21 protein-coding genes and 2 pseudogenes are annotated in these 26254 nt (G+C 68.9%); 11 read left to right on the forward strand and 12 right to left on the reverse strand.

What is annotated here, in order from left to right:
- Nucleotides 1–7: 7 nt before the first annotated feature.
- Genes QEG98_RS00490 through QEG98_RS00500 form a run of 3 tightly spaced genes read right to left on the reverse strand, consistent with a single transcriptional unit; the run spans nt 8 to nt 3357 of the window.
- Nucleotides 8–439, reverse strand: a complete 432-nt coding sequence (locus tag QEG98_RS00490; RefSeq protein ID WP_316565330.1) for a class I SAM-dependent methyltransferase — start codon at nt 437–439, stop codon at nt 8–10.
- A gap of 13 nt (nt 440–452) precedes the next feature.
- A complete protein-coding gene (locus tag QEG98_RS00495) occupies nt 453–1682 on the reverse strand; it encodes a type II toxin-antitoxin system HipA family toxin (RefSeq protein WP_316565331.1) in 1230 nt (409 codons plus the stop codon).
- Nucleotide 1683: 1 nt separating this feature from the next.
- Nucleotides 1684–3357: a DUF262 domain-containing protein gene (locus QEG98_RS00500; protein WP_316565332.1), complete on the reverse strand. Its 1674-nt coding sequence runs from the start codon at nt 3355–3357 to the stop codon at nt 1684–1686.
- 451 nt (nt 3358–3808) lie between these two features.
- Here QEG98_RS00500 and QEG98_RS00505 point away from each other — a divergent pair.
- The 4 genes and pseudogenes from QEG98_RS00505 to QEG98_RS00520 all read left to right on the forward strand — a co-directional run bounded on the left by QEG98_RS00505 (nt 3809) and on the right by QEG98_RS00520 (nt 7850).
- Nucleotides 3809–5313: pseudogene (locus QEG98_RS00505) on the forward strand (M20/M25/M40 family metallo-hydrolase).
- Nucleotides 5314–5686: 373 nt separating this feature from the next.
- The gene (locus QEG98_RS00510) at nt 5687–6568 is read left to right on the forward strand and encodes a hypothetical protein (protein ID WP_316565333.1); all 882 of its coding nucleotides are present in this window, start codon (nt 5687–5689) and stop codon (nt 6566–6568) included.
- Nucleotides 6565–7335 carry a hypothetical protein gene (locus tag QEG98_RS00515; RefSeq protein WP_316565334.1) on the forward strand — a complete coding sequence of 257 codons (771 nt, stop codon included), beginning with the start codon at nt 6565–6567 and terminating at the stop codon, nt 7333–7335. The genes QEG98_RS00510 and QEG98_RS00515 overlap by 4 nt, the downstream gene beginning before the upstream one ends.
- Before the next feature lie 188 nt (nt 7336–7523).
- Nucleotides 7524–7850, forward strand: a complete 327-nt coding sequence (locus QEG98_RS00520; RefSeq protein ID WP_020477944.1) for a hypothetical protein — start codon at nt 7524–7526, stop codon at nt 7848–7850.
- A gap of 8 nt (nt 7851–7858) precedes the next feature.
- Here QEG98_RS00520 and QEG98_RS00525 read toward each other — a convergent pair whose 3' ends face one another.
- From QEG98_RS00525 to QEG98_RS00540, 4 genes are all read right to left on the reverse strand, one after another.
- Entirely contained in the window at nt 7859–8785 is a 927-nt protein-coding gene (locus QEG98_RS00525; protein WP_316565335.1) for a phosphotransferase family protein, read from the reverse strand.
- 9 nt (nt 8786–8794) lie between these two features.
- On the reverse strand, nt 8795–10546 hold the full coding sequence (locus QEG98_RS00530) for an MDR family MFS transporter (protein WP_316565336.1): 1752 nt from the start codon (nt 10544–10546) through the stop codon (nt 8795–8797).
- Nucleotides 10547–10816: 270 nt separating this feature from the next.
- Nucleotides 10817–11209: a hypothetical protein gene (locus tag QEG98_RS00535; RefSeq protein ID WP_316565337.1), complete on the reverse strand. Its 393-nt coding sequence runs from the start codon at nt 11207–11209 to the stop codon at nt 10817–10819.
- Nucleotides 11206–12492 (reverse strand): type II toxin-antitoxin system HipA family toxin, encoded by a 1287-nt coding sequence (locus tag QEG98_RS00540; protein WP_316565338.1) that lies wholly within the window; start codon nt 12490–12492, stop codon nt 11206–11208. Before QEG98_RS00540 ends, QEG98_RS00535 begins: the two co-directional genes overlap by 4 nt.
- Nucleotides 12493–12908: 416 nt before the next feature.
- On the opposite strand from QEG98_RS00540, the gene QEG98_RS00545 reads away from it, so the two are divergent.
- Nucleotides 12909–14135, forward strand: coding sequence for an ABC transporter permease (locus tag QEG98_RS00545; RefSeq protein WP_316565339.1), 1227 nt, complete (start codon nt 12909–12911; stop codon nt 14133–14135).
- A 19-nt stretch (nt 14136–14154) separates the two neighbouring features.
- Entirely contained in the window at nt 14155–15375 is a 1221-nt protein-coding gene (locus QEG98_RS00550; RefSeq protein ID WP_316565340.1) for an ABC transporter permease, read from the forward strand.
- A 97-nt stretch (nt 15376–15472) separates the two neighbouring features.
- Here QEG98_RS00550 and QEG98_RS00555 read toward each other — a convergent pair whose 3' ends face one another.
- Both QEG98_RS00555 and QEG98_RS00560 read right to left on the reverse strand, forming a co-directional pair.
- Nucleotides 15473–15643, reverse strand: coding sequence for a hypothetical protein (locus tag QEG98_RS00555; RefSeq protein ID WP_316565341.1), 171 nt, complete (start codon nt 15641–15643; stop codon nt 15473–15475).
- Between the two features lie 155 nt (nt 15644–15798).
- Nucleotides 15799–16527 (reverse strand): hypothetical protein, encoded by a 729-nt coding sequence (locus tag QEG98_RS00560; protein WP_316565342.1) that lies wholly within the window; start codon nt 16525–16527, stop codon nt 15799–15801.
- A 146-nt stretch (nt 16528–16673) separates the two neighbouring features.
- Here QEG98_RS00560 and QEG98_RS00565 point away from each other — a divergent pair, with 146 nt between their 5' ends.
- The 3 genes and pseudogenes from QEG98_RS00565 to QEG98_RS00575 all read left to right on the forward strand — a co-directional run bounded on the left by QEG98_RS00565 (nt 16674) and on the right by QEG98_RS00575 (nt 19895).
- Nucleotides 16674–17921, forward strand: coding sequence for a phospholipase D-like domain-containing protein (locus QEG98_RS00565; protein WP_316565343.1), 1248 nt, complete (start codon nt 16674–16676; stop codon nt 17919–17921).
- 107 nt (nt 17922–18028) lie between these two features.
- Nucleotides 18029–19273 carry a PQQ-binding-like beta-propeller repeat protein gene (locus QEG98_RS00570; RefSeq protein WP_316565344.1) on the forward strand — a complete coding sequence of 415 codons (1245 nt, stop codon included), beginning with the start codon at nt 18029–18031 and terminating at the stop codon, nt 19271–19273.
- Between the two features lie 92 nt (nt 19274–19365).
- Nucleotides 19366–19895 (forward strand): annotated as a pseudogene (locus QEG98_RS00575) (GNAT family N-acetyltransferase).
- Between the two features lie 2 nt (nt 19896–19897).
- On the opposite strand, the gene QEG98_RS00580 reads toward QEG98_RS00575, so the two are convergent.
- The 3 genes from QEG98_RS00580 to QEG98_RS00590 all read right to left on the reverse strand — a co-directional run bounded on the left by QEG98_RS00580 (nt 19898) and on the right by QEG98_RS00590 (nt 23919).
- On the reverse strand, nt 19898–21562 hold the full coding sequence (locus QEG98_RS00580) for a type VI secretion system contractile sheath small subunit (RefSeq protein WP_316565345.1): 1665 nt from the start codon (nt 21560–21562) through the stop codon (nt 19898–19900).
- 428 nt (nt 21563–21990) lie between these two features.
- A complete protein-coding gene (locus tag QEG98_RS00585) occupies nt 21991–22560 on the reverse strand; it encodes an imm11 family protein (protein WP_316565346.1) in 570 nt (189 codons plus the stop codon).
- 15 nt (nt 22561–22575) lie between these two features.
- Complete coding sequence (locus QEG98_RS00590) at nt 22576–23919, reverse strand: AHH domain-containing protein (RefSeq protein WP_316565347.1); 1344 nt, start codon at nt 23917–23919, stop codon at nt 22576–22578.
- Between the two features lie 251 nt (nt 23920–24170).
- Here QEG98_RS00590 and QEG98_RS00595 point away from each other — a divergent pair, with 251 nt between their 5' ends.
- A complete protein-coding gene (locus tag QEG98_RS00595) occupies nt 24171–24581 on the forward strand; it encodes a hypothetical protein (RefSeq protein WP_316565348.1) in 411 nt (136 codons plus the stop codon).
- A gap of 136 nt (nt 24582–24717) precedes the next feature.
- Entirely contained in the window at nt 24718–26244 is a 1527-nt protein-coding gene (locus QEG98_RS00600; protein ID WP_090491050.1) for a CoA-acylating methylmalonate-semialdehyde dehydrogenase, read from the forward strand.
- Nucleotides 26245–26254: the final 10 nt, after the last annotated feature.

Raw genomic sequence — 26254 nt, forward strand, 5'->3', positions numbered from 1 at the left:
TCATCGGTCAGCCAGGTGCATTCGGTGACGGCAGCCAGGCCGCCGGGCGCGAGCAGCGGGCGCCAGCGCCGCAGTCCCGGACCGAAGCCCAGGTGGTAGATGGCGCCTTCGGACCAGAGGAGGTCAAGGAAGCCTCGGGCAGCGACAGCGCGCCCATGTCCTGCTGCTGAATTTCGACGAGTGCGTCCAGGCCCCGCTCGCGCGCCCGCGCCTGGAGTTGGTCGAGGAAGGGCCTGTGCAGGTCCACCGCGATGACCCGGGTGCGCAGCGCCTCGGCGAGCACCAGCGTCTGCGCGCCCGCGCCACAGCCGAGGTCCACCACGCGCGGGTGCGGTGGCAGCGGAGGCAGCCGTCGCAGGGCCTCCCGGGTGCAGTCGTCGCTGCCGGGGCCGTGACGGGGCAGGTTGCCATAGACGGTGAAGAAGGCGTCTTCGCTCATGGCGGGCTCCGGTTCATTGCCCCTGGAGCAGGGGCACGCGCTTCCAGTGGGCTTCGATGCGGCGGCGGCTCTCCTCCGGCAGGGGCAGCTGCGCGTGGAGCGAGAACCAGGTGTCGAGCGACGCTTCCACCGCGGACGTCACCACCGGCAGCACGTCGCTGGGGGGCAGCGCCAGCTTGCGCGCCAGCCGTTCGAAGCTGCCCAGGGAGATGTCCTCGAAGCGCTTCGACTTCGCGAAGTTGAGCGCGAGCGTGTCCGCCGGCATGTACTGGAGCGTGGACACCAGGTCGTACGCGGGTGACAGCGTGGCGCGGGTGCCGTCCGGGTAGAGCAGCGACCAGTTCTTGTGGTGCGCGTCCCCGTTGCCAATGACGGCGATGAACACCAGCCGCCGCAGGAACTCGTGCAGCGCGTCCAGTCCGGCGACCTTGTAGATGACGTTGGCGACCGTCTCGTAGTTGTACTTCTTGTACTTCTCATCCGCGTACAGCCCCAGCACCTGCGTCAGGTCCTCCATGTGGACCCGGCGGCCGGGCTCGGGGCGGTCGAAGCGGCGCACGGCGTAGGCCACGTCCTCGCGCAGGGTGATGCCTTCGGGCAGGCCCTGGATGTCGGCCACGTCCAGCAGCGCCACCTCGGGGACGGTGATGCCGGCGGCGCGGGCCCACGTCATCATGGAGAACTCGTTCTCCGGGACGCGGTCGTAGCGGTTGTCCGGTAGCTTCACAATCCAGTTGCCGCCGCGTCCGCCCGCCGGGAGCGTCATCGCCTTGTCCCGGCGCAGCATGGAGAACTTGAGCTGCACGCCCGCGAGCGAGAAGCGCAGCGGCTCCTGCTCCTGCGGCGCGTGGGACGGCTGGGGTTCCTCCAGCGGCTCCATTCCGCTGAGCGACAGCACGCTGGCGGGCCGCACGACGATGGCGCCGGGCAGGTCCTCACCCAGCCGCGCGATGAGGAAGAACTCGCGCTGGCGGGCCACCTGCTCGCGTTCGGCGATGAGCTCGCGCAGCGTGCCTTCCGGGAGCAGGTTGGAGAAGTACGAAGGCAGGCGCAGGCGGCTGACGTGGCGGCGCGAGAGGTCGTCCTCGAAAATCTGTCCCAGCACCGGGCGTGGGTAGCGCTGGCGGTACTCCTCCGCGATGACGAACTCGATGCGTTCGTCCTCCAGCAGCGTCAGCGTGCCGACATGGACGTCGCCCAGGTGGACGTCGAGGATTCCGGCCGTGGTGCGGGTGGGCTCCAAGTCAGTCCTCCTCCTCGACGACCAGCGATTGGAGGGACGGACGGTCCGACTCCTCGTAGCGGGTGCGGGCCCGCAGGAACTCGATGATGTGTCTATCGATGAGCTCCATGCGCTGCATGAGGAATTCGAGCGTGCCGCCCTCGCGCAGCGTGTCGCGCATGGCGGGGGTGATGGCCTGGCTCTGGAGGACCTCGGGTGGCGGCGCGGGCTCGTCCCGCAGCACGTCCAACAGGGGCTGACCGGGCAGGGGCGGGTGCAGCAGGTAGTTGGCGGGGGTGTAGAGGAAGGAGCGGTACAGCGCGGGGTCCAGCTTCAGCTCGGCGTCGGGCTCCTGCACGGTGAGGGACTTGAGCACGGGGCTGAGGCTGGCGGGGTCGGTGTCGCTGAAGAGCTGGGATGGCTCCAGCAGGGCGCCGGTGCGCAGGTGCCGCGGCTGGAGCGCGTACAAGGCATTGAGGGCCATGCCCCGCGAGCGCAGCGCGAGGCCGAACGTCGCGGGCTGCGCGTGCTGGGCCAGCCATTCGTCGGACAGGGGCCGCACCTGCGCCAGCAGGGACTGGACGGACTGCTCCTCGTCGGGGCCGATGGCGGCCAGCAGTTCCTGCGGCGACAGGGCCCGGCTGTCGAGGAAGCTGTCCACCAGGCTGCCGCGCCAGAACCCGCGCGCGAGCAAATCCCGGGTACGCGGCGACGGCTCCGGGTGCAGGTGGAAGAAGCGCGCGAGCAGCACGAAGTAGAGCGGGTTCGTCAGCAGGCGCCCGTGGGGGATTCCCGCGTCGCGCTTGAGGAAGACGATGACGCTGCGCAGGGCCGCTTCCGTCTGGAGCAGCGTCTGCGTGAGGTCGTCCTCCTCGCGGAGCTGCTTCTGGAAGTCCTGGGTGAAGTCCAGGCCGCGCACCGCGAGCACGGCCTTGAGCAGCAGGGATTCATCGATGCGGCCGAAGCCCAGCTCCAGCAGGCTGGTGGCCAGCGCCTTCAGGTTGGGCAGCCGCGAGCCCGCGGTGCCGCCGTAGAGCGCGTTGAAGACCTCGTCGTCGGTGAGCGGCTTTCCGGAGGTGTTGAGCCGCTTGAAGATGATGCGCAGCGTCTTCTCCTCCGCGGCTTCGACGACGTACGCGGGCATCTGGTACTCGCGCGCCGCCTTGCCCAGACGGATGGCCGCGCGCACGTGCTCCGGGTTCTTCTCGCGCCCTGGGTAGCGGTCCAGCCAGCCCAGCAGTTGCTCGCTGTCGAGCACCCGGTTGAGCGGCAGCCAGTGTGGAGGCGTCGGCTCGCCGTGCGCGGGCTGGACGATTTCGTGTGTGTCCAGGTCGAAGAAGAGCGTGAAGCCGTCCCGCGCGGCGGGCTCCTGCTCCGGGTGGAGGAGCACCGCGGCCAGCGCGGTGATGCGCTGCTGTCCATCCACCACCCACAGCGCCTGGCTGTGGGAAGGCGCGTCGATGCGCACCGGGCCGAAGCTCACGCTGGCGGCGGGAGCCTCGCGCTTCCAGAAGAGCAGCGTGCCAATGGGATAGCCGCGGTACACGCTGTCGAGCAAATCCCTCACATCGCCGGCCTCCCAGCGCAGGGGCCGCTGGAAGTGGGGCAGCCGCACCTCACCTCGCCGGACGCGGTCCAGCAGGTCCTCGATGCTGAATGCCGTCGCCTGGGGCCGCCGCGTCAGGGTGGATTGCATGCGCTTACCTCTGCCCGGCCTGTAACACGCTCCGCACGGGATGCCCGCCTTCCGGTGGCTGCCCTCGGGAATCGCCTGATTTGGACAGTGACAGTGGAATCGTCTGTGTTCACCGGGTGTGAATGTTCGATTATGGGCTCGGAGGGGGCGCGTGCTTGACGGGCGCTCGCTCGCCCTTCAACATGCCGTCCACGTTTCCTCTTCGGAGTGAGACGCGGCGGCGGTGATTGCCTCCCCCAAAAGCGACACCGTCGTGGAAGTCCCAGTTGAGCCCCGCGCGCCGCGTTCCCCCTCTCGGCGCGCGGTGGCCCCTGGGATTCTCGCTCCGCCCCTCGGTTCCATGCCTGCAGGACGCACGGGCGTTATCCGCTTCCGGGCGGTGGTGACGCTCACCGTCGCTTGCGAGGTCCAGGGGCTCGACGGAGAGTGAGCGCCTCCCCTTGGAGGCCCCTTGCCCGTCGCCACCTTCATCCTGCCCGCTTCCCTCGCGCTCCAGTTGCTGTCGGGAGCCGCACCCGCCGCGAAGTCGGCGCCCAAGGCTGTCCCCGCGAAGCCCACCGCCACCGCGAAGCGCGCCGCGCCTGTGTACGCGCAGGCGACCGCGGAGAAGCTCATTGGTCCCGCGCTCACGGATGGCCATGCCTATGCGCGGCTCGCCGAGCTGACGGACGGCATTGGCCCGCGCCTGTCGGGGTCGCCGGGCGCCGAGGCCGCCGTGCAGTGGGCGCTGCGCTCTTTCAAGGCCGACGGGGTGAAGGCGTGGTTGGAGCCGGTGAAGGTGCCGCACTGGGTGCGAGGCGAGGCGTCCGGCGAGGTGCTGGCCTCCGAGCGCACGCGGGGACACCCCCTGGCGTTGCTGGCCCTGGGCGGCAGCCCACCCACCGCGCCCGAGGGACTCAGCGCCGAGGTGGTGGAGGTGACGTCGCTGGAGCAGTTGGAGTCGCTGGGCGCGGCGGTGAAGGGGAAGTTCGTCTTCTTCAACCACACCATGACGGTGGCCGCGGACTACGGGCGCTTCGCGGGGCTGCGCTCACGAGGCCCTGCCGCCGCCGCGAAGCACGGGGCGGTGGGCGCGCTGGTGCGCTCGCTGGCCACGGCGTCGCTGCGCACGCCGCACACGGGCGCGACGAACTTCCCCAGTGAGGGGCCGCGGATTCCGGCGGCGTCGGTGGCCACGGAGGACGCGGACCTGCTCCACCGGCTGCTGGCGGGCGGCCCGGTGCGTGTGAAGCTGATGCTGGGCAGCTCCGAGCTGCCGGACGCGGATTCCTCCAACGTCGTGGCGGAGATTCGCGGCCGGGAGAAGCCGCAGGAAATCGTGCTGATTGGCGCGCACCTGGATTCGTGGGACGTGGGCACGGGCGCGCATGACGACGGCGCGGGCGTGGTGATGGTGATGGAGGCCGCGCGCCTCATCGCGAAGCTGCCGCAGGCGCCCGGCGCACGGTGCGGGTGGTGCTCTTCATGAACGAGGAGAACGGCCTGCGCGGTGGGCGGGCCTACGCGGAGGCGCACGCGGCGGAGCTGCCCCGGCACGTGGGCGCGCTGGAGATGGACGCGGGCGGCGGGCGGCCCGTGAGCGTCAGCGTGCGCGCGGGCGAAGGTGGACAGGATTTGCTGCGCCCGTGGCTGCCGCCGCTGACCGCGCTGGGCGTGACGCAGTTCTCCCCGCGCGAGGCGGGTGGGGCGGACATCAGCCCGCTGATGCCCGCGCGCGTGCCCTTCTTCGGCGTGGAGGTGGACAGCAGCCGCTACTTCGACGTGCACCACACGGAGGCGGACACGCTGGACAAGGTGGACCCGCAGGACCTGGCGCGCAGCACCGCCGCCGTGGCGTGGATGACGTACGCGCTGGCGGAGATGCCCGGCACGCTCGCGCGCCCCGAGGCGCCGGCACCGCGTGGGCCCGCGCCAGTCACCGCGCCCGCGCAGCAGTCGAAGACCTCAGGGAACTAAGGGGCCGCTTGGGGGGAGGCCAGCCGGGAGGCCCTTGGGCCTCATGCTTCTTTAATTTTGTCGATATTGGTCGTTTACGGCCAATATGCGCACGTATTTTGCGCATATCTAAGTATTATCGACAGAATTAATGGACTCGACTGCGGAGTTTCGAGAAGCATTCTGGAAGCAGGACCTCCGGTTGCCTCGGGGGGTGGAGCTCCTGCGCCAAGACGTCTTCCTGTTGCCGCGCAGAGGGCCTGGTGGGCAGGCGATCTATGAGCTCGCCGAGGTGGTTCTCCCCCAGGTACGAGTGCCGGTCCTGATGGCCTACCGCGCGCCGTTGCTCCCGGTGGACGTGCACTCACTTCGGGAACGTCTGCGCGCGGCGAGTGTGGCGCTGGACCAGCGGGATGGGACTGCCGAGCGCCTGCCCGTTGTCCGCATCCCGATGATTGCGACGGATTCCGCGTCAGCTGGAGTCATCGCGGCCTGTGAGCAAGAAGACGTCGCATTGGTCGATCAGCGAGGAACGTTCTTCCTGCGCTCAGGCAGCACCTTCATTCGTGTACAGGGGCGCGAACCGTCGCAGCGGCGTCCCCGTGAGCCGGTGTTCCACGGGAAGGGGTGCCGCATCGTCCGGACCCTGTTGCAGTCGCCGGGAGAAGCGCAGACGGTCCGCGCGTTGTCGGAGCGGACGCAGACCAGTTACTCCTATGCGTACGGCGTCGTCCGTCACCTCGTGCTCGATGGGTATGTCGAGCCGGTCGGCAAGCGGAGTGGGTTTCGGCTGAGGGCTCCCGTGCGCCTGCTGAGGGCGTGGATGGCAAGTGGCGAGAAGACCTCCGTGACCCTGGACGGTTTCAACGCACCTTCCACCACGCCGGAGTTGTTGGGGAAGGGCCTTGAGCGATTGAGGGCCCAAGGCATTCGGGGCATCTACACGCTGGCGAGCGCCTTGCTGCCTGAGGAGCGCTTCGTGTCGGGACTGCCTCACGGGCTCTATCTCACGGGTTCTATCGACGCGGCTGTCGAAGCCTTCGGGCTGCGCCGTCTGATGCCCCATAACTTCTGGGTGCTACGGGCGGAGCCCTCGGCTGAGACGGATGCCGGGGGGGTCTTCTTTTCGCCACGAACGCTTCCTCATGGCCTGGGTGTGGCGTTGCCTCAGTTGACCGTGGACTTCCATCAAAGTGGGGGGCGCGGCAAGGAGCAGGCGGATGAATTGGTGCAGCGATTCGCACGGGCGCTGCCCATTTCAGAGGAAGCGCCATGACCGAGCAGGAGCAGTTCGAAGAGATTCTGCGAGAACTGGGTGAACTCCTGCTGCAACTGGGAGATCTCTCCTGGAACGTCGTGCTCATCGGCGGGCAGGTGCTCGCGTTGGAGTCGCTCCGCAAGGGTGGGTCGGGGGTCATCGCCGTCACGACCGACACAGGCGCCGTGATTGAGCGTGGCTATTCCCACGAGCCTGATCTGCTCTTCGACATGGATGGCACCGAATTCGGGGCGGAGCGTCTACCTGAGGTCCTCAAGCTCCGGGGGTACGAGCGAACGCGCAGTTTTCGTTGGTCGAAAACCCTTCCGGGAGGGGTGATGCACCTCGACCTGTTCGCACCTGCTGGAGTCGATTTGGAACAACTCCCCACGAACATGACGCCGCTGCCGGATGCGCGGCTGGCGCTGCGTGGAAGTCAGCTCGTGTCTCTTCCCATGGGAGAGACCTCGCTGCGAATCCGGCTGCCGGACGCAGTTGGATTCCTCTCGATGAAGGTTCGCGCCAAGTTGGAGCAGCGGCCAACGGAGACCAAGGACTGCTTCGACATCTTTGCCTACGTCAAGCTCGTGGGGCTGGATGACGTGCGCGCATCACTGAAGCAGGCCGGCGAGGAAGGGCAGGCGCTCCGTGCCAAACTGCAGCGCTTGTTCTGGAGCACGGATGCCGCAGGTGTGCTGGATGTCATTGCCTATGCAGAAGGGCTCGAAGAGGTCGACCGGGCTTTGCTTGCTCAGGCGGCCGTTGACTTGTTCGCGGATCTCTAAGCTCACTTCTGGTCAGTCGAAGACCTCGGGAAACTGAGGGTGGCTTCGGGGCCCTTGGATTTCCGAGGCACCCCTTGGAGCATGGCGTCGTCGGCGTCACACGGGTGGCTGCTCAGCTGACGGGCCTCGTCTGCGTTGGCGTGTGTCTTGCTCAGCTCGGACAGTCACTGGTTCGTGGGAGGACATTCATGATGAAGCAAGGCAAGCGTGTTCCGGGGCTGAAGTGGGTCATCGCCGCGTTCATCCTGGCGGGCTGTCGTGGCGCCGAGGGCGAGGTGCCCACGGAGACTGAGTCCAGGCTGTCGTTGAAGGAGGGCCAGGTGCTCGGCCCGGCGTGTACCGGGGAGCAGAAGCAATGCCCCGAGGGCCTCTCCTGCGCCTCGTTCAACCTGGGCTCGGGCCCCGAAATCCGCTGCGTCCAGTCCCCTGAAATCTGTGACTTGTTCAAGTGCAGCAGCGGCGAGTGCGTGGTGCTGGAGAGCCATCCGATCCAGGTTCGTTGCAGCGGCTCCTGAGCCGCGCGTCACGCGTCGAAGGGCGGGTGCTCCTCAAGTCCGGTGAGCGCCCGTTGCCCGGCGGCGATGTACTCCGGCCGTCCCTGCGTCTGGCCGAAGGCGATGTCGGCCACCGCGCGGCAGGCGGCGAACCACCGCGCCCGCGTGAGGACGGCGGGGCTGACCGCGCCATACGTCTCCAGCGCGGCGGTCAGCATGGGCGCTCCGCCCCAGTGGAGCAGTCCGGCGAAATCCCTCGCGGGGTCTCCAACGCACGCATCGCTCCAGTCGATGACCCCCGTGGGAGCACCGTGGGCATCGACCAGGACATGCTCCGCGGCGAAGTCGCCGTGGACCAGCCGGGGCGCGCCGCGTCCCTCCGTGGGACGCACCCTGAGCCGCTGCTCCCAATCCGCCGCCCGGTGCCGTTCCACATGGCCGTGTTCGACGGCGAGCCGCAAATCGTCCACGGCGGCGGCCGACCACGCTTCGAGTTCTGGGTCGTCGTCCGCCGGCACGCCGAGCGCATCGGCTTCGGCGGGGTCGAGCGCATGGAGCGCTCTCAGGAAGGCGCCGAGCCTGCGGCCGAGGTCCGACAGGTCCAGCCGCTCGGGCACGACGAGGAGCGCGGGCGTCCCTGGGAGCTTCTCGTAGCCCGCGAAGCCCGCAGCGAGGTCGGCGGCAGGGTGCGCGAGGAAACGGTAGTCGGGGACCGGCAGGGGAAGCCGGGGTTCGAGCCACGCCAGCAGGCGCGCCTCCCACTTCAGGTGCTCGGCGGCTTCGTCGCTCTTGGGGAAGCGGAAGACGTAGCGCCCCTCCACCTCGAAGGCCTGATGGTCCGTGCCTTCCCCCAGGCGGACGACCCGCGCCGTCGCGAGTGAGGGAAAGTGCGCGTGGATGCGCTCGGCGGCCTCCGCATCCGTGAGCGCGGGTGGCTGTTCCGTGTCGTGAGCCATGCCGCGACTCTACTGCTCCGGGGCGCTGGCACGCGACTCGATGCGCCGGCGCTTGCGGCGCAGGTGCTGCTCCGGAAGGAACAGTGTCACCAGCAGTGCCGCGGCGGCGATGAACAGGGCCACGTGGTACACGGCGGAGACGCCGCGAGTGAACGCCATCTTCAGCGCCCGGTCCGCCGCGTCCACCGCCGCCAGTGCCTGCCGCTCGTCCGCGTCCACTTTCGCCCGGACCTCGGGAGCGGCCGCCGTCTCCGCACGGCGCCGCTCGGCGTCGAACTCCGCGCGCACCCGCGCCTTCACCTCATCCGCGCGGAACACCTGCCCGGTGGGTCCGCCTTCGCCACTGACGCCCGGCGCGGCGCGCGTCACCTCGGCCTTCACGGAGTCCGGGAGCGCCGACGTGGCCTGCGCCATGCGCGCCTCCAGCTCCGAGGACAGCGTGGACGCGAACACCGTCCCCAGCAGCGCCACGCCCAACGTCATGCCCAGCTGCCGGAAGAACGTGGCCGCCGCGGTGCCCACGCCAATCTGGTCCGGCGGCACCGCGTTCTGGATGGCCATCGTGTAGAGCGGAATCGAAGGCCCCAGCCCCAGGCCCACCAGCACCATCTTCGCCGTCACCTCCGCCTGGGTGGAGTCCGGCGTCAGCGTGAAGGCCATGACGGCGAAGCCCGCCATCAGCAGCACCAGCGAGCCCAGCAGCAGCGCCTTGTAGCGGCCCACCCTGGACACGAGCTGCCCGCTCAGCACGTTCCCCGCCACCACGCCCAGCGTCAGCGGCATGACCGTCAGCCCCGAGCGCGTCGCCGACAGCCCCACCACGTTCACCATGAACAGCGGCAGGAAGACGATGCCCGACAGGAACGCCCCGCCGACGATGAACACCGCCGCGTTGCCCGCGCTGAAGGCCCGCAGGCGGAACAGCGTCAGGTCGAGCAGCGGCTCGGGCGCGCGCCGCTCCGCCCAGAGGAAGGCCACCATGCCCACCGCCGACAGCGCGAACAGTCCCAGGATGCGCCACGACGTCCAGGCCCAGTCGCCGCCGTCTGTCTGCCCCAGGCTGAGCGCCAGCAGCAGCGGCACCAGCGCCACCGCGAGCGCGAACGCCCCCACCAGGTCCAGCCCGCCCCGGGAATCACGCTGGGGCTTCAGCCGTGGCATGCGCGACAGCACCAGCGCCAGCGCCACCGCGCCCACGGGCAGGTTGATGAAGAACACCCAGTGCCAGCCCAGGTGGTCGGTGATGAACCCACCGGCCAGCGGCCCCACCACGCTGGACAGGCCGAACATGGCGCCGAAGAGGCCCTGGTACTTGCCGCGCTCACGGGGCTCGAAGAGGTCGGCCACCACCGCCAGCGCGGCGGTGAACAGCGCCGCGCTGCCCAGCCCCTGCACGGCGCGGAAGAGGATGAGCGCCACCGTGGAGCGCGCCACCCCGCACAGGAAGCTGCCCGCGAGGAAGATGAGGATGCCCGCGGCCAACACCGCGCGCCGGCCCAGCAGGTCCGACAGCTTGCCCCACACGGGCACCATCGTCGTCGACGCGACGAAGTACGACGTGGTGAGCCACGGGTAGAGCGAGGCGGGGATTCGCAGGTCCGCCTGGATGGCCGGTCCCGCGGTGGCGACAATCGTCTGGTCCAGCGCGGCGAGCAAGAGCCCCAGCACCGCGCCCAGCAGGGTGAAGACCTTCTGGGAGCGCGTGAACGCCGGGAAGGCGGGCGGCGCATCGTCGGTGGCGGGAGCGGCGGACGGGGCCATGTGTCGCGGTGGCTCCCGGGTCGGGGGCGCCAGGGGAAAGGTGGGGACGTTCCTACCAGACGGCCACCGGCAGAGTCCCTTTGCGGCGCCAGCTGTTTCCGTGCGGCGGCAAGATTGCGCCCGTTCCGGCGCCCCGGCCGAACGGCGAGGCTTTGCCGCACCGTGCCTCACTCTCTCTCACGCGGCCTCCTCACGAAATCGCGGACACCCGAGAACGCATCAGGCCTGTCGGACAGGGGAAAGGCCCAGGGGCTACCTGTGTTGAGAGGCTTACGGCTCTGTCGAGCGCCGCCGCTGTCGCTTGCTCTTCGCGAGTGCGGCGCGGAGCATCGCTCGACGCTGTTTCTCGGCATCATCGAGCGGGCGTGGCTCCTCGATGCGGGGAAACGTCAACGCGACCTTTCCGCCGAACGGCGCGAAGACTTTGTTGAGCGTCTCAAGCGTCGGGTTCGCGTTCGGCCCGTCCTCCAGCTTCGCGATGACGCTGGCGGCGAGCTTCACCGCGCGCGCGAAGGTCTTCCGGTCCATTCCCAGCATCGTGCTGCGAAGGATTCGCGAGGCGTCTCCGAGGTTGAACTCGCCGATGGCGACCATCGCGGCGAGTTCTTCCAGCAGCGCCTTTCGTTCGAGCGAGGTCAGCCGGGCGACGTCGGCGCGCTTCATAGGAACCCCCACGTGCGGAGGCGCTTCTCGGTGCCGCGAAGGTCGAGCCCCGCGAAGTCCAGCGTTTCTTCCGGCAGCCCGAGGTCGGTGAGGAGCTCGGGGAGCTGACGAAGGCGTAAGGCGAGGTCGTTGAGGCCGTCGCGCAACAATGTCTCATCTCGACCGAAGCTCTTGAGGAGCGCATCCCAGTCGACTTCTCCACCAGCTTCGTACCCATCCCATGTCGTGGTGCGGGTGATGCCTTCGAGGTCCATCTTCATCGGCGCGAAGTCGAAGATGGGCGCGAGGCGGACGGTGCTATCCGTTTTGAGCACGGCGATGTTCCTGCAGTGGTTGTCCGAGTTGCCGAACACCTGATTCAGCAGGTCCCGCTTCAGGTATTCGAGGCGCACCGTCGGCCAGTCTGTCTTGGGGATGACGTGTTGTAGTGCGCCCAAGACCGCTTGATGCTTCTGGAAGGAGCCTGGCTCGGCCTGGAGCAGCGAGTAGATGGATTCGAGTCCGAACCGAATCTCGCGGCCGTCTCGTCGCGCGACGTCGAAGCGGGGAAGCCAGAGGCTCGGGCCTGAAGGGCCTTCGTGAAGCGCGAGCCCCTCTTGCGGAATCGTTTCGAATCCGAGCTCCGCGAGCGCTTTGTAATAAACGTACTCCGACCGGAGGATGGTTCGGTCGCGTTCGTTGCGACTGCGCGCGAACTTGACGAGATAGTGTCGATCCGGGCAGGCAGGGTCATCCTGCCAGACGTCGATCCACACATGGTTTGTTTCGTCGCAGCGGAGCAGGAGCTTCGGAGAATCACCACCGGCGCCTGTCGCACCTCCGACTTGTGCTCCGGCGTTGGCTGCGTACGTGATGAAGGCGTGCTCGCGGTCGATGACGGCCTGGCGCGGGAACCGATGGGGAGGTTCCTTCTTCGCGGGAACGGCCTCCTCGATTCGGAGATTGCCGACTGGTGCGATGGTACCGCGCCGTAGGATGTCGATGTCGCTCGCCGCTTCATCCGGGAGGTTCAGTCGCCGCAGCCACCAGCCGCGGGCACTTCCCATGGGGCGCAGGTCATCGAGGAACGCTGGCCAACGGCGCCAGACCTTGGGGGCGAACTCGACCGGAAGATTGAGACTTACCGCCGCCAGCGGCGGCGAGTCGGCAATCCACCGAAAGAGGTAGTCATGCTCGTACTCAAAGGTGCATTCGCCGCGTCGCCCCTCCTTGGCCGTAGGGAACTCAAGGAGCGCCGCCCGCTCCCACGCCCCCTCGATCAGCACCTGGAGATGGACCTTCATATAATCCTTCATAACGGATTCAAGAGGCTCAGGCCGCAGCATTTAATCCACTATGCCGGATTTAATGAATCCAAATGGCGCACTCTCCATCCGTTATAACGGATGAACTCAAGTGCTGAGGCAGAGGCCTTTCCGGGAGGGCCGCCTGGGCTGGGTGCCGAACATGCGTGCGCCGACTGGAGAGGGCTCGCTCCTCCGCAGGCCTGGGGGCGAGGACCAACCGAGCCAGCTTCGACCTGCTGCGTCGTCGCGTGCTGTACGCCGTTGGACGACGGTCCACACGAAGTGCGGAGGCGCGGGGGCCCAGACGGATTTCCAGCACACTGGATTTGCACCGAGGGAATGTCGCGTGCAATCACCCGTTCCGGGGCCCGTACCAACCAGCGCGACGTGCAACGCAGCGGAGAGAATCTGACGTGAGCATCCGGGTCGATGTGTGGGAGGGGGCGCGCATCGCGCTGTTCTCGCTCCGTTCCAACCGCCTGCGGACCGTGCTGACGACGGTGGGCATTGGCGTGGGTGTGTGCACGCTGCTGGCCATCGTCGGCATCATCCAGGGCATCAACCGCTCCTTCGAGGACCAGCTTTCGAGCATTGGCGCCAACACGCTCCAAATCTCGAAGTTCCCCTGGACGCTCAACGGCGACTGGTGGTCGTACCGCAACCGCAAGGACCTGAGCGCGGATCTGGTGCCGCCCATCCTCAACGCGTCCGAGCACGTGCTGGCCGCGGCGCCGCTCTTCTTCGAGCGCGTGGAGGGCCGCTTCCTGGACCGCAAAATCGGCTCGGTGCTGCTGGTGGGCACCACGCCGGACTACGCCACGGTGGGCTCGTTCACCCTGGAGCGGGGCCGCTTCCTCACCCACGCGGACGTGGACAACCGGGCGCAGGTGGCCGTCATCGGCGCGGAGCTCGTGCGCTCGCTCTTCCCCGGAGTGAACCCGGTGGGGCAGCGCATCCTCTTCGAGGGCAAGCCCTTCCGCGTGGTGGGAACCCTGGAGGCCAAGGGCACCATCCTGGGAGAGAACCAGGACCTGGTGGTGATGGTGCCCTTCCGCACCTTCCTGGCGCACTTCGGCAAGAAGCGCTCACCCAACATCGCGGTGGCCCTCACGTCGCCGGAGCATGCGCCAGCGGTGGTGGACAGGCTCACCGCGGTGCTCCGCCGGGAGCGCAACACCCCGCCGGGGCTGCCGGACGACTTCGCCATCAACCGGCCGGACCAGCTGGCCAGCATGTACGCGCAGCTCACCGGGGCGCTCTATGGCGCGGCCATGGGCGTGGGCCTCATCACGCTGCTGGTGGGCGGTATCGGCATCATGAACATCATGCTGGTGTCGGTGCGCGAGCGGACGCGGGAGATTGGCGTCCGCCGGGCGCTGGGGGCTCGCAAACGCACCATCATCCTCCAGTTCCTGATGGAGGCCTCCTGCGTGTCCGCCCTGGGCGGCACCCTGGGGACGGTGGTGGGCCTGGGGCTGGCGCGCATCGTGTCCTTGATTACACCGCTGGCGGCGGCGGTGGAGCCGCTGACGGTGGTGGCCGGCGTGGGGTTCGCGGCGATGGTGGGGCTGCTGTTCGGCATCTGGCCGGCGGCGCGGGCGGCGAACCTGGACCCAGTGGAAGCGCTTCGCCACGAGTGACGGACGGGAGACGGCGGCGATGATGGCAATCTGGGACACCCTGCGGCTGGCGTTCGGAACGTTCCGTTCCAACCTGCTGCGCTCCTTCCTGACGCTGCTGGGCATCGTCATTGGCGCCACCACGGTGGTGTCGATGATGGGGCTCATCGAGGGCCTGCGCATCCAGGTGAACGAGAGCATGTCGGAGCTGGGCTCCGACTGCTTCCAGGTGCAGCGGCTGCCCTTCGGCGGAAACCTGTCCCTGGCGGAGCTGGCGCGGCGGCCCCGGCTGAACGAGGGCGACTTGGAGGCCATCCGGCTGCAGCCGTCGGTGCTGCTGGCGGCGGCGGAGGACTCCAAGGGTGGACAGAAGGTGTCCACGCAGCAGCGCGAGTCGCGCCCCAATGTGACCATCTGGGCCGGCACGCCGGAGTACTTCCAGACGAACTCGGTGGTGGTGGAGTACGGGCGGCCCTTCACGGACGCGGAGTACCTGGATGGCCGCCGCGTGGCGGTGATTGGCCAGGACCTGGCGGACACGTTGTTCCCGGGCGTGCAGCCCCTGGGGCAGAACATCCGCATCCTGGGGCGCAGCTTCCAGGTGATTGGCACGCTCAAGCGCCGCGGCAGCTTCATGGGCGGCGGTAGCCAGGACAACCAGGTGATGATGCCGCTGTCCGTCTACAAGGCGCTGTTCGGGGTGCGCAACTACCGGGTGAGCGTCCAGGCCCAGTCGGCGGAGATGCTCCAGCGCGCGCAGGACGAGGTGACGCTGCTGATGCGGCGGCGCCACAACCTGAAGCCGTTGGAGGAGGATGACTTCTTCGTGTTCTCCAACGAGAGCGCCACGGAGATGTTCAACAAGATCTCGAAGGTGATTTCCGCGGCCAGCTTTGGCGTGTGCATGCTGTCGCTGCTGGTGGGCGGCATCGGCATCCTGAACATCATGCTGGTGGCGGTGACGGAGCGCACCCGGGAGATTGGCATCCGCAAGGCGCTGGGCGCGAAGAAGCGCCGCATCCTCGCGCAGTTCGCCATCGAGGCGGTGGTGCTGTCGCTGGTGGGTGGCGCGTTGGGCGTGGGCCTGGGCATGGGCCTGGCGCAGCTGGCGAAGTGGATGGTGGGGCTGCCCGCGCAGGTGCCGGCCTGGGCGGTGATGCTGTCGCTGGGCATGAGCAGCGGCGTGGGCCTGCTGTTCGGCATCTACCCGGCCGCGCGCGCCGCGAAGCTGGACCCCGTGGAGGCCATGCGGACGGACTGACGCCGCGCCGGTGCCGCAGGGTGGCTGGGAATGAAACGGGGCCTCCTCCGCGCGGTGCGGAAGAGGCCCCAGGTGTTTCAGCACGTGTGTCCGGGGATTACGGACACGGGGTGCCGCAAATCCACTCACCGGTGATGGGGTGCTTGTAGCAGGGCGGCTGGCAGTCATCGGCGACGGCCGTGGCCGGCGTCATGGTGATTCCCAGGCCCAGCACGGCGGCGGCGGCGGCGAGGACGACGGCGATACGGAGGGGCTTGCGAGCAGTCATTGCGGTCTCTCCAACAGCGGTGTCCGTACAGCGCGGCGGAGTGTGGAGCCCGGGTCTGACAATCACAATGCCCCGCATGTCACGCGCACTGCGTCTGAGACTGCAAGGACTTGGGCGGTGCACAACGCGTGCGTGTGGAAACAGACGCAGCAGAACTATCGCGTGTGTCCGTCTGGGCGAGGTCCGCCGCCAGCCCATTGATAGCCCAACGTCGCGCCCACGCCGATGAATCCCAGGCCGACGAGCTGACGGCCGCTCTTCAAGCGGGCGCTGGGCTTGGACAGCTTCACCAGGGCTTCGTGGACGATGACGCCCAGCAGCGTGCCCAGGGCCGCGCCGCCGAGCGCGCCCAGGTAGGCGCGGCCCGGGTGGTGACTCCCGCCAAAGGCGAGCTCGCCCAGGCCCCACGTTCCGAGCGCCGTCAGCGGCGGTGTCAGCACGAAGCCGCCGCCGAAGGACACGGTCTCCAATTCCATCCACCGCCCCGGGCTGGGCGCCGCGGGACGGAAGAAGAGGAGCCGCGAGGGGATGGCGCCCAGGAGCATTCCCGCCGCCGTCTCCGCCGCGGTGGCCCCCACGCGTGTGTCCCCGCCCACGCGGCTGGCGCCCCAGACGCCGGCCACGGGAAGCAGCGCGAGCCCGCCGTGCGCCACCCATGCGCCCTTGGGGAGGGGGACGTCCTCCGGCTCGATGTACGTGGGCATGGCTGCTTTTTCCGGTGACGGGGCGGCGAGCGTGTCCAGGTACCTGGAGCGTGCTTCAGAAGGTGGCGTGTCGCGCAGCGGTGCGTCCGCGGCCGCCGCGTGACTCACGGCGGACAGCAGGCAGCCCAGCAGCAGCGTGCACGCGGTGATGGGACATCGGTGTGAGGGCACGTTGGGCATGGCGACACGCGGTGTGTCCCGAAGGTGCGCATGCGAGGCAGTGGCTTCCACCCTCACGGTGGAGATGTGCCCGCCGCGCGTCTCGGGGTGTCTTGCGTGAGACATCGGCAGGTGCGCCGCGGGCCATGGGCGCTTAGTTTCCGGCGGTGAAGCTCGCCTGGCTCGTGCCCGTGGTGTTGATTGCCGCCGGGTGTCCCGCTCCCAATCACCGGCATGACCTGCGCCTGCGCGCGTTGCCGGGGAGCAGCCCGGAGGCGCGCTCGCTCGCGTTCTTTCAGTCATTGGGCGTGGCGCTGGTGCCAGGGCACCGCGTGGAGTTGGTGGAGAACGGCTTCATCTTCGACGCCATCGAGGAGGAGATTCTCGCCGCGCGCACCAGCATCCACATCACCAGCTACATCTGGCGGCCCGGTGAGCCGTCGGACCGGCTGGTGCGAGCGCTGGCGGCGCGGCGGCCCGGGGTGGCGTGCCGCGTGCTCGTGGACCCATTGGGCAGCATCAACTTCGAGGCAGTGATTCCCGCGCTGGCGGCCAGCGGCTGTGACGCGCGCTACTTCCGGCCCATCCAAGGCGACTTCGTGGCCTTGGACGCGGTCCGCCTGAGGGCGCGGAACCACCGGAAGATGGTGGTGCGGGATGGCGAGGTGGGCATCACCGGCGGCTGGGGCATCTGGAAGAGCTGGATGGGCAATGCGCAGAGCGCGGATTATTGGCGCGACATGAACATCCGCGTGGAGGGCCCGGCCGTGCGGGAGATGCAGGTCGCCTTCGCGCAGAACTGGCAGGAGGCGGGTGGAGACTTCCTGCCGGCAACGGACTTCCCGGAGCCTCGCTACGCGGGGGATGCGCGCGCGGGCTTCGTGGCCAGCACGGACAACCGCTTCCTGTCGGACGCGCGGCGGATGACGCTGCTCACCATCGCGGCGGCGAAGGAGCGGCTCTGGATTGCGAACTCCTACTTCATTCCCTCCGACGCCATCAGTGACATGTTGCTGGAGAAGGTGAGGCAAGGCGTGGACGTGCGGGTGCTGGTGCCCGGGCGGCACCATGACGTCGGGCCCGTGCACGCGGCGCAGCGGGCGTCCTATGCGCGCTTGCTGGAGGGCGGCGTGCGCATCTGGGAGTACGAGCTGTCGATGATGCATTCCAAGACGATGCTCGTGGATGACTCCCTGTCCGTCGTGGGCTCCACCAACATGGACCCGCTGGCGTTGACGACGCTGGAGGAGTGCTCGGTGGTGGTGGAGGACCCGACGCTGGCGGCGCAGCTCGCCGCATCTTTTGAGAAAGATTTACGCCACTCGCGAGAAATCCACTGGAGCGGGTGGAAGCGGCGCGGGCTCTTGCAGAAGCTGGGCGAGCGGCTGCCGTGGTTCATCGGCAATTATCTCTGACGCAGCCGTGCAGGGTCGGATGATAGAAACCGGGCATGGCTCGTGCCCGTCCAACATCGCCTCGGTGCCCTCGTTGTCATGCGCCCATCGTCCTCGAGGAAGGCCGGGTGCTCTACACCTGTGGCTACTGCAACGCCTCCATCGACACGCAGGGCGAGAAGGCGCCGCGTCCCGAGTACCAGGCGCCGGCCTCGACGGGGGCGGGCGGGAACACGGGCGGCCTGTTGGTGGGAGGCATCCTGTCGGTCTGTTTCACGGTGGGGCTCGTGGCCTTTTACAGGTTCAACTCCGCTACGTCGTCCACCGGCGGGCCCATCCCCACGAGCGTCCCGGAGCCGTCTCCCGTCGTCGTGGCGCCGCCACCGGTGGCGGAGAAGAAGGCGAAGTTCCAATGGAACTCCCAGGGTGTTCCCCTCGCCGTGGACCTCAACGGTGATGGATCCGACGACATCATCGGCCGTATCCGTCGCTTCAGTCTCGTTCCCGGAAAGACGGAGACGCGCAACCAGGTTGCCGCGTTCGATGGGAAGTCGTTCGACCTGCTCTGGGAAGCGGACCTCGAGGGGACGGCCTCGGACTTGTCCGGCGCGGTGCACGTCGTTCACCAGGGTGACCGCGTGGTGATGAGTGAGCCGGGCGCGGTGCACCTCCTCGAGCCGAAGACGGGCAAGCCGCTCGGGCGGGTGGCGCTCTCGGACAAGCCCAACAGGCTCTGCATCCCGAAGGACGACACCGAGTCCGTCTGGGTCGAGGTGGTCGATGGGCAGAACCTCTCGTTCAACACGAAGACGGCGACCGCCCGGCCCGCCATCGAGCCTCCGCCCCCCTGCGCGCCGGTCAAATGGAACCACCAGCTCTGTTTCGTTCCGGTGTTCAGGAAGAGTCCCGTCCCTTGTGTGCGCCCGCGCAACCTTCCCGCCGTTCCGGGATTCCAGGCGGAGCACGTCTACAAGCTCGAGGACCTGGACGTCGCGATGGGTGAACGGAGCCCTGGGAGCCGGGTGCCCATGGTGGCGGTGTTCCGGCGGGGCGAGAAGGCCGCGCTGTGGACGGAGAACGTCGCGGACATGGACCCCAGGAACGTGAAGGAGTCCACGGTGGACGTCGTCGACTTCTCCGAGGACGCGCTCTTCATGGTCTACGCGTTGAAGGAGGGCGGGGAGCAACTCGTTCGTAGGGACCTGCTGACGGGGCGCGTGGGGTGGGACGTCCCCATCCCCAACTCCAAGAGCGGCTCGGGGGTGTCCCAGATCAAGGAGCACGGCGGGCGCGTCTATGTCCCTCATTGGGTGTGGCTGGATGTCTTCGACGCGAAGACGGGCAACCTGATTGCCACCCTGGGCACGTGGTGACGCCGACGCAGTGTCGGCCTGCTCGCAGACATGAGCGGGGCTGGTCGGGGTGAAATCGCGCGGGCGCACGGCCGGCCGTAGAGTTCCGGGCCATGGACACCCGGCATGTCGTAGAGCGGGCCCTCGTTCGCGAGGCGCGGCCCGAGGATGACGCGGTGGTGGGGGAGTTGTTGGTGGAGGCCTTCCTCACCCAGTACGCGAAGAAGCTCCCGGAAGTCGTCTATGGCGACGAGCGCAAGCGCGAGCTGCGGGACGTCGCGTCCCGGCGCAAGGTGGCCACCGTGCTGGTGGCCGAGGTGGACGGGCAGGTGGTGGGCACCGTCGCCCTCTTCAAGCCCGGTGCCCCCGGCTCCGAGGCCTGGCTGCCCAACGCGGCCGACCTGCGCGGCCGGCCACCGCCGTGAGCCACCATGGCACCGGGCTGGCCCAACCCCTCCTGGACGCCGCCGAGGCCCGGGCTCGCGAGTGGGGCGTGGACGCCGTGTGCCTCCACGTCCGCAGGGGCGCGGAGGGCGTGGGGCGCATGTACCAGCGGCGCGGCTTCGTGCGCGAACCCGTGGGCGACCTGGACCTGCCCACGGTGTTCCTCGAAGGCTACGTGCTGCGCTTCAAGAAGGACTGACTTCAGCCGCGCAGCGGCAGGGTGAAGGCGAGCTGGAAGCGCGTGCCCGCGTGCTCCGGGCGGACGGTGGCGGTGACGTGCACGCCGCGGCCGTTGTCCGTGGCCACCAGCTGGCCGCGCAGCTGCCCGTTCTCCGTGGCGCCCCGGAAGAGGAACACCTCCGCGGCCTGCGAGAAGATGGCGTCCACGTCGTCGCCGCCGGTGCCCGCGGGCAGCTGGTCCCGCACCCAGGTGGCGAAGCGCACGATGCGCCCGGTGAGCAGCTGCGCGGGCAGCGGCACCGCGTAGCCTCCGCCGAACACCATGGGCGCGGCGGCCAGCAGCACCGCGTCCGCGTTGCGCCCGCTGCCCAGGCCCAGGATGCCGCGCTCCTCCAGCCGCGCCTGCGCCCGGATGGGGAGGAAGTGCTCGGTGGGAATGCTCAGCCCGGTATCTCGGCCGGTGGGCAGCTCCCACATGGCCGGCGCCTTCAGGCCGCCCTGCTGACCCATGATGCGCGCGAAGGCGCTGGTGTCCCGGAAGCTGGCCGCCAGCATCGCCGCCACCGCCAGCGCGGGGCTGGTGAAGCTCACGCGCCGGGCCGCGCCGCGACCCTCGCTGGCCACCACCGCGCGGTTGATGACGGCGCACAGCCAGCGCGCGGACTCTTCCTGGCGCAGCTCCGTCCAGGCCTCGGAGACGTGCTCGCGCTCCTCCTCCAGCGCCACGGCCAGCTCCGCCTGCGCCACGCCCAGGAGCGGCGCGGACACGGCGGCCACCACCGGGAGCTGCGCGCGCTCGCCCATCGCCGCGAGCTTGCCCAGGAGGGCGACGTCGTCGGTGGCATCCACGATGAAGACGGCGTCAGGGCGCTCGAAGGGCTCGGCGCCCAGCGCGCCCTGCACGGCGTCCAGCAGCCCGGCGCGCGCCACGTCCAGCACCTCCACGGAGATGCCCGAGGACGCGGGCACCTGGTCCAGCAGCCACTTGAGGCCACGCCACGCGGACTCCAGGTGGGCCACGGGCTCGGCGCCGAGCAGGTCCTTCGCCGTGAGGAGCAGCGCTTCCTCCACCAAATCCCGGGCCGTCTGCCGGGTGGCGGCCTCCGGTGTGACGACGGGCGTGGGCGTGGCGGGCACGCGCGGATTGATGGCGCGCAGGAAGGCATCCACCGCGCGAGACGCGGCGGCGGGCGTGCTCGCGTCGGCGCGGCTGAGGAGCGTCTCCACCAGGTCCTCGCCGGATTCGGTGGGCGCGGCAGGCGCGGTGGGGGTGGGCGGCGTGGAGGCCGCGCGCAGGGCCTCGGCCACCGCGTCCGGCAGGCGGCCCGGGCCGGTGACGGTGGCCACGCGTGTGGCGGCCTCGTCGGGCGTCAGCGTGCGCAGCGGGTCGGACGTGGACAGTGATTCATGCAGGTGCTGCAGGGCGCGCAGCTCCGGGACGCGGGTAATGACGTCCGCGTAGCTGAAGGCGCGCAGCCGGTCGAAGGACAGCTCGACGGTGCGCGTGTCACCCGCGCCCAGCCGGTCCGCCACGGTGACGCGGAGCCCGCTGGCGGCGCGCGCGAGCTCATCTCCGAAGGTGTTCACCGTGAGCGGGAAGCGCCGACCCGAGGGGGACGGGGAGAAGGCACCCACCACCAGCCAGCGCACGCGCGCGCTTTCGGCACTGCTTCCGTTCTGGCTCATGTCCCGCATCCCCTCCACGACGAGAAGGCCGCTACGTTAGCGCGCCAGCATGTCGGCACGGCTGCCGGACGGAGCCTGGTGACTGCGACCACCGCCCCTGACGGCAGTCACCAGGGGCCAGGGCCTCACGGGACGCGGACGCTCCAGGGACTCAAGCGAAATCAGGGACTTGGCGGGTGCGCGAGGGTTCCCGACGGTTGACACACCTGCTGCTACTGGTGCGTGGGGCGCCTACAGCAGCCCTCCAACCCCTCCCCGAAGGAACTTCCCCATGCGCTTCTCTCCTCTCAGCGGCTCCTCCTCTTCCGCCGTCCGCTCTCCGGCTCAGGATGTCTTCCGTCTCCCGGCCTTCCGCGTCGCTGTCGGGTCCCTGGGGGCCTCGGCCCGGAAGCCGTGGGAATGCAGGGGACAGGGGGCGTTTGCGCGAACTACACCGGTGTGAACTTCACGCCGGTAGCCTTCGCACGCTCCAAAGCCTGCTTGATGTCCTCGGAGACGATGAGGGCGATGGACCAGCCCCAAGTGCGGAACACCTGGGCGTTGCCAACCTGGGCGCGGTCGACGCGCATGCCGTAGACATCCCGGTACTGCCCCACCTTCTCGGGCCGCCCATCCTCCGGGCGCCAGTAAAGGACCTCTTCCGATGCTGCGTCGTCGATGCAGCGAATGAGCCTCGTGGCCACCAGGATGAAGTACGGGTCCAGGTGGTCTCGGAGGTCCACGGGGAGGAGCTGCACGTCCTTGGGAGCCATCTCCAGGAAGATGTTGGCCACGCTGGCGCTGACCACGGGAGTGCTGAAGCCCGCGAGAGAAAAATCAAGGGCCTTGCCCGGCTCCTCGATAGGAACCGTGAATCGCTGGCTCACCTCCACGGGATGGCCCTCCCGGAACATCCAAGGGTCGTCTACTTCGCGACCTTGCGCATCTGCGGGGTGGCCCAACTCCCAACGGCCCGGAATGGAAACGTTGTCGGCGAGCTGGAAATACCTCTTGGCCATCGTGGCGCCTCGGTATCACTCGGTTCGAGTGAGGAGCTTGTTCAAGCCGGAGCCCGGGGCGGCGGCTTCCTTGGCGAGTTGTCTGAGTTCGTTGACCAAGGCCTCCCGGCACTCGGTCATCTTCCGGCAGCCTTTCGTCGCTTCCTCCAGGCGTGCGTAGACTCGCTCATGATACCTCTGGGGATGGGGGCCCTTGTGGCCCTTTACGGGCACGATGTTCTCAGGGTCTTCCAGCTCCATCCCGGCCTTCTTGAAGATTCTTTTGAACCGGGGCGTCCAGGGCCCGCCGCGCACGGTGGAGACGCCGTTCTTGTTCGTCGCGAGGTGGTGGTTTTCGGGGCGGCCGCCGCTCATGCCTTGGGCCGCCATGGCGACCGCGTTGGGCGCCAGTGCGACAGTGAAGCCCTCGGCTGTCATCGCCACCGACTGCACGCTTCTGATAGCCAAGTACTGATAGCCCGCCTGCGTCTCCACCGCGAGCGCAGCCTGCGCCGAGCCCGGCAGTCTCGAGGACTGCGCCGCCAGGCCCGCCGTATTGCTTATCGCCGCCGTGGCCAGCATGACGAAGACGCGCGCCGCGTTCTCCCCGAGCACTTCGCCGTACGCCTCGCCCGCCTCGCCGAGTTGCGCGAAGGTGGTGGCCCGGTCCACTTCGCGCACCAGCGCCATCCACCCGTCCAGAATGCGCCACACGGTATCCACGCCCAGGTAGGCAATGGCCGAGGCTGTCAGCAGCGCGGCCAGCCCCTTGCTCACTGGCTCGGGTAGCGACCAGAGGAGCAGGTACATGCTGACCGAAGCACTCACCGTCGCCAGCAGCGCCTGTGGGTCGGTCATGTCCTCCAGCGCCTCTGCTGTCTCTTCCCACACCGAGTCCATGGCGATGGCCATGGCCAGCGAGTACTTGCCGTCGCTGGCCAGCAGCGGGCCTTCTGCCAACAGGCGCAGGCAGTCACCGGGCTGCGACTTGCGCTCGCACCAGCGGCCATAGTCGCGCGTCAGTTCGTCATCCGCGTAGACTTCCAGGAGACGCGGACCGCCAGGGTCCTTCTCTTCGTCCAGGGGGATGAGCCGGGGGCCGCGCCCCTCGTACAGGTACACGCCACTTCGCTCGGGAATGCCGAAGAGTCGGCGGGCCTCTCGCAGGGGATTGGCGAAGGGCTGCACACCTCGAGCGAGCGCCACCATGGTCTCCTCGAATTCATCGTCGACCAGTTCCACGGGCCCGTCGCCGTCCTCTGCAAAGGGCGTGTGGACGATGGGAGGCCCGTCTCCGGTGTCCAGGCGCACGAGTCGCGTGGTCGAACAGCCTGTGACGGCAAGCGCCAGCACCAGCCAGAGGACCGCATGCGCTCTCATCCAAGTCCTCCGGTTCCGGGGCGCACTCCTGCGAGACCAGGCCAGGAATACAAGAGGAGTCCGACCCAGAGCCACGAGATGCCCAAACGCAGTGACGTCGCGCTCAGCGAACTCCTGGCGCCTGTCAGGTGGGCCCAGCGCCGCTACCCTCTCCGGTTGGGCGTAGGTAGACAGTCGTGATGCCCGGGGGCCTAGCCGACAGAAGACCCAGGCGTGCACGCCCCCCGCTCCGCGGTTACCTTCGGGCCGCCATGTCCCTTCGCAAGGATTACATCGAGCGGCTCATCGAGGAGTTCGCCGCCGCGCTGGCCCGCATCATCAAGGCGCGCCGGGAGAAGAAGCTCGCGGACGCCCAGCGCCTCATCCAGGAGACGGCGCTGTCCACGCTGGGCATGGAGTACGCCGCGCTGCTGATGGCGGACCCGGTGTCCACCGCGCGGCTGCTGGGCTCCCCCACGCGCGTGAAGGTGCTCGCGCGCCTGGTCGCCGAGGACGGAGAGTTGATCGCCGAGCAGGGCGACACCGCCACGGCCACTTCACGCATTCACTACGCGCTCGCGCTGTACGACGAAGTCCAGGCCCTGGGCCTCCCGCCGGATGCCGATGACACGGCCACCATCGCCCGGCTGCGCGGCCTGCTGGCGGCGCCTGACGCCCGCTGAACGCAATCCCTCACACCCGTCCGAGAGATGGGTCTGCTACCTGACAGAGTGAGTGCCGGGATGTCTTCCATTGGGCGTGTCTGAAGGCACCCTCGGGGACCCCGGGGTTGCATGTCAGTCCATTCCCCTGGTTACAATGGCAGGCCATTTCTTCACGCCAGACACCTGGGGGGTGTGCGTGTCCTTCATCCAGCTTCCGCGGAGCGTCGTCTCGTGCCGTAACCTCGTTGGAGGAAGCTGGCAGGTGCCGCCCGGTGCGGCGCACCTCGATGTCCGGAGCCCATATACGGGCACCGTCATTGGCAGGGTTCCCCTGACGCCCGCCTCCGGAGTCGCCCAGGCGGTGGAGGCCGCGAAGGCGGCGGCGGCGTCATGGAAGGACACTCCGCTGCGGGAGCGCACGCAGTACCTGTACCGCTTCCGCCAGTTCCTCGAGCGCGACCTGGACGCCCTGGCCCAGCTGGCCGCCAGCGAGGCGGGGAAGACAGTGGCGGAGGCCCGCGCGGGCCTGCTCAAGGGCATGGAGGTCTGCGACTTCGCGCTGTCCCTCCAGAACCTCGACACGGGTGCGCACCTGGAGGTCAGCCGCGGCATCTCCTGTGAGTACCGCCGCGAGCCGCTGGGCGTCGTCGCCGGAATCACTCCGTTCAACTTCCCGGCCATGGTGCCGATGTGGATGTTCCCCATCGCCGTCACGCTGGGTAACGCCTTCATCCTCAAGCCCTCGGAGAAGGTGCCGCTGACCGCGTGCGCGCTGGGCGAGCTCATGTGTGAGGCCGGCTACCCCGCGGGTGTCTTCTCCGTCGTGCACGGCGGCAAGGAGGCGGTGGACGCGCTGGTGGCGCACCCGGACGTGCAGGCAGTGGGCTTCGTCGGCTCGTCCGCGGTGGCGCGCCACCTGTACGCGGAGGGCTGCAAGCGCGGCAAGCGCGTGCTGGCGCTGGGCAGCGCGAAGAACCACCTCATCGTCGTGCCGGACGCGGACCCGGAGTTGACGCCGCAGGCGGTGGTGGACTCGTTCACCGGCTGTGCGGGCCAGCGCTGCATGGCGGCCAGCGTGCTGCTCGCGGTGGGCAACGTGGAGTCCATTCTCCAGGAAGTCGTCCGCCGCGCGGCGAAGCTGGAGTTGGGCCCCGGCATGGGCGCGCTCATCGACCGGGGCTCGCTGGACCGCTTGGAGACGGCCATTGCCCGCGCGGAGGCCGAGGGCGCGCGGGTGCTGCTGGACGGCCGTGGCCACAAGCCGCAGGGCGAGCCGTGGTCTGGCGGAAACTGGCTGGGCCCCACGCTGCTGGACGGCGTGCGTCCGGAGATGGAGGCCGCGCGGCGCGAGCTGTTCGGCCCGGTGCTCTCCATCGTCCGGGTGCCCACGCTGTCCGCGGCGCTGGCGGTGGAGAACGCGTCGCCCTATGGCAACGCGGCGTCCATCTTCACCACGAACGGTGGGGTGGCGCAGACGGTGGTGGAGGGCGTGCGCGCCGGCATGGTGGGCGTCAACGTGGGCGTCCCTGTCCCGCGTGAGCCGTTCTCCTTCGGTGGCACGGGGGATTCGCGCTTCGGGCACGGGGACATCACCGGGCCGTCCAGCCTCGACTTCTGGACGCAGGTGAAGAAGGTCACCCGCAAGTGGTCGGCCCGGACCGACGGCTCGTGGATGAGCTGAAGCGCGCTCC

The organism is Myxococcus sp. MxC21-1, from assembly GCF_032612255.1.
Lineage (GTDB): Bacteria > Myxococcota > Myxococcia > Myxococcales > Myxococcaceae > Myxococcus > Myxococcus virescens.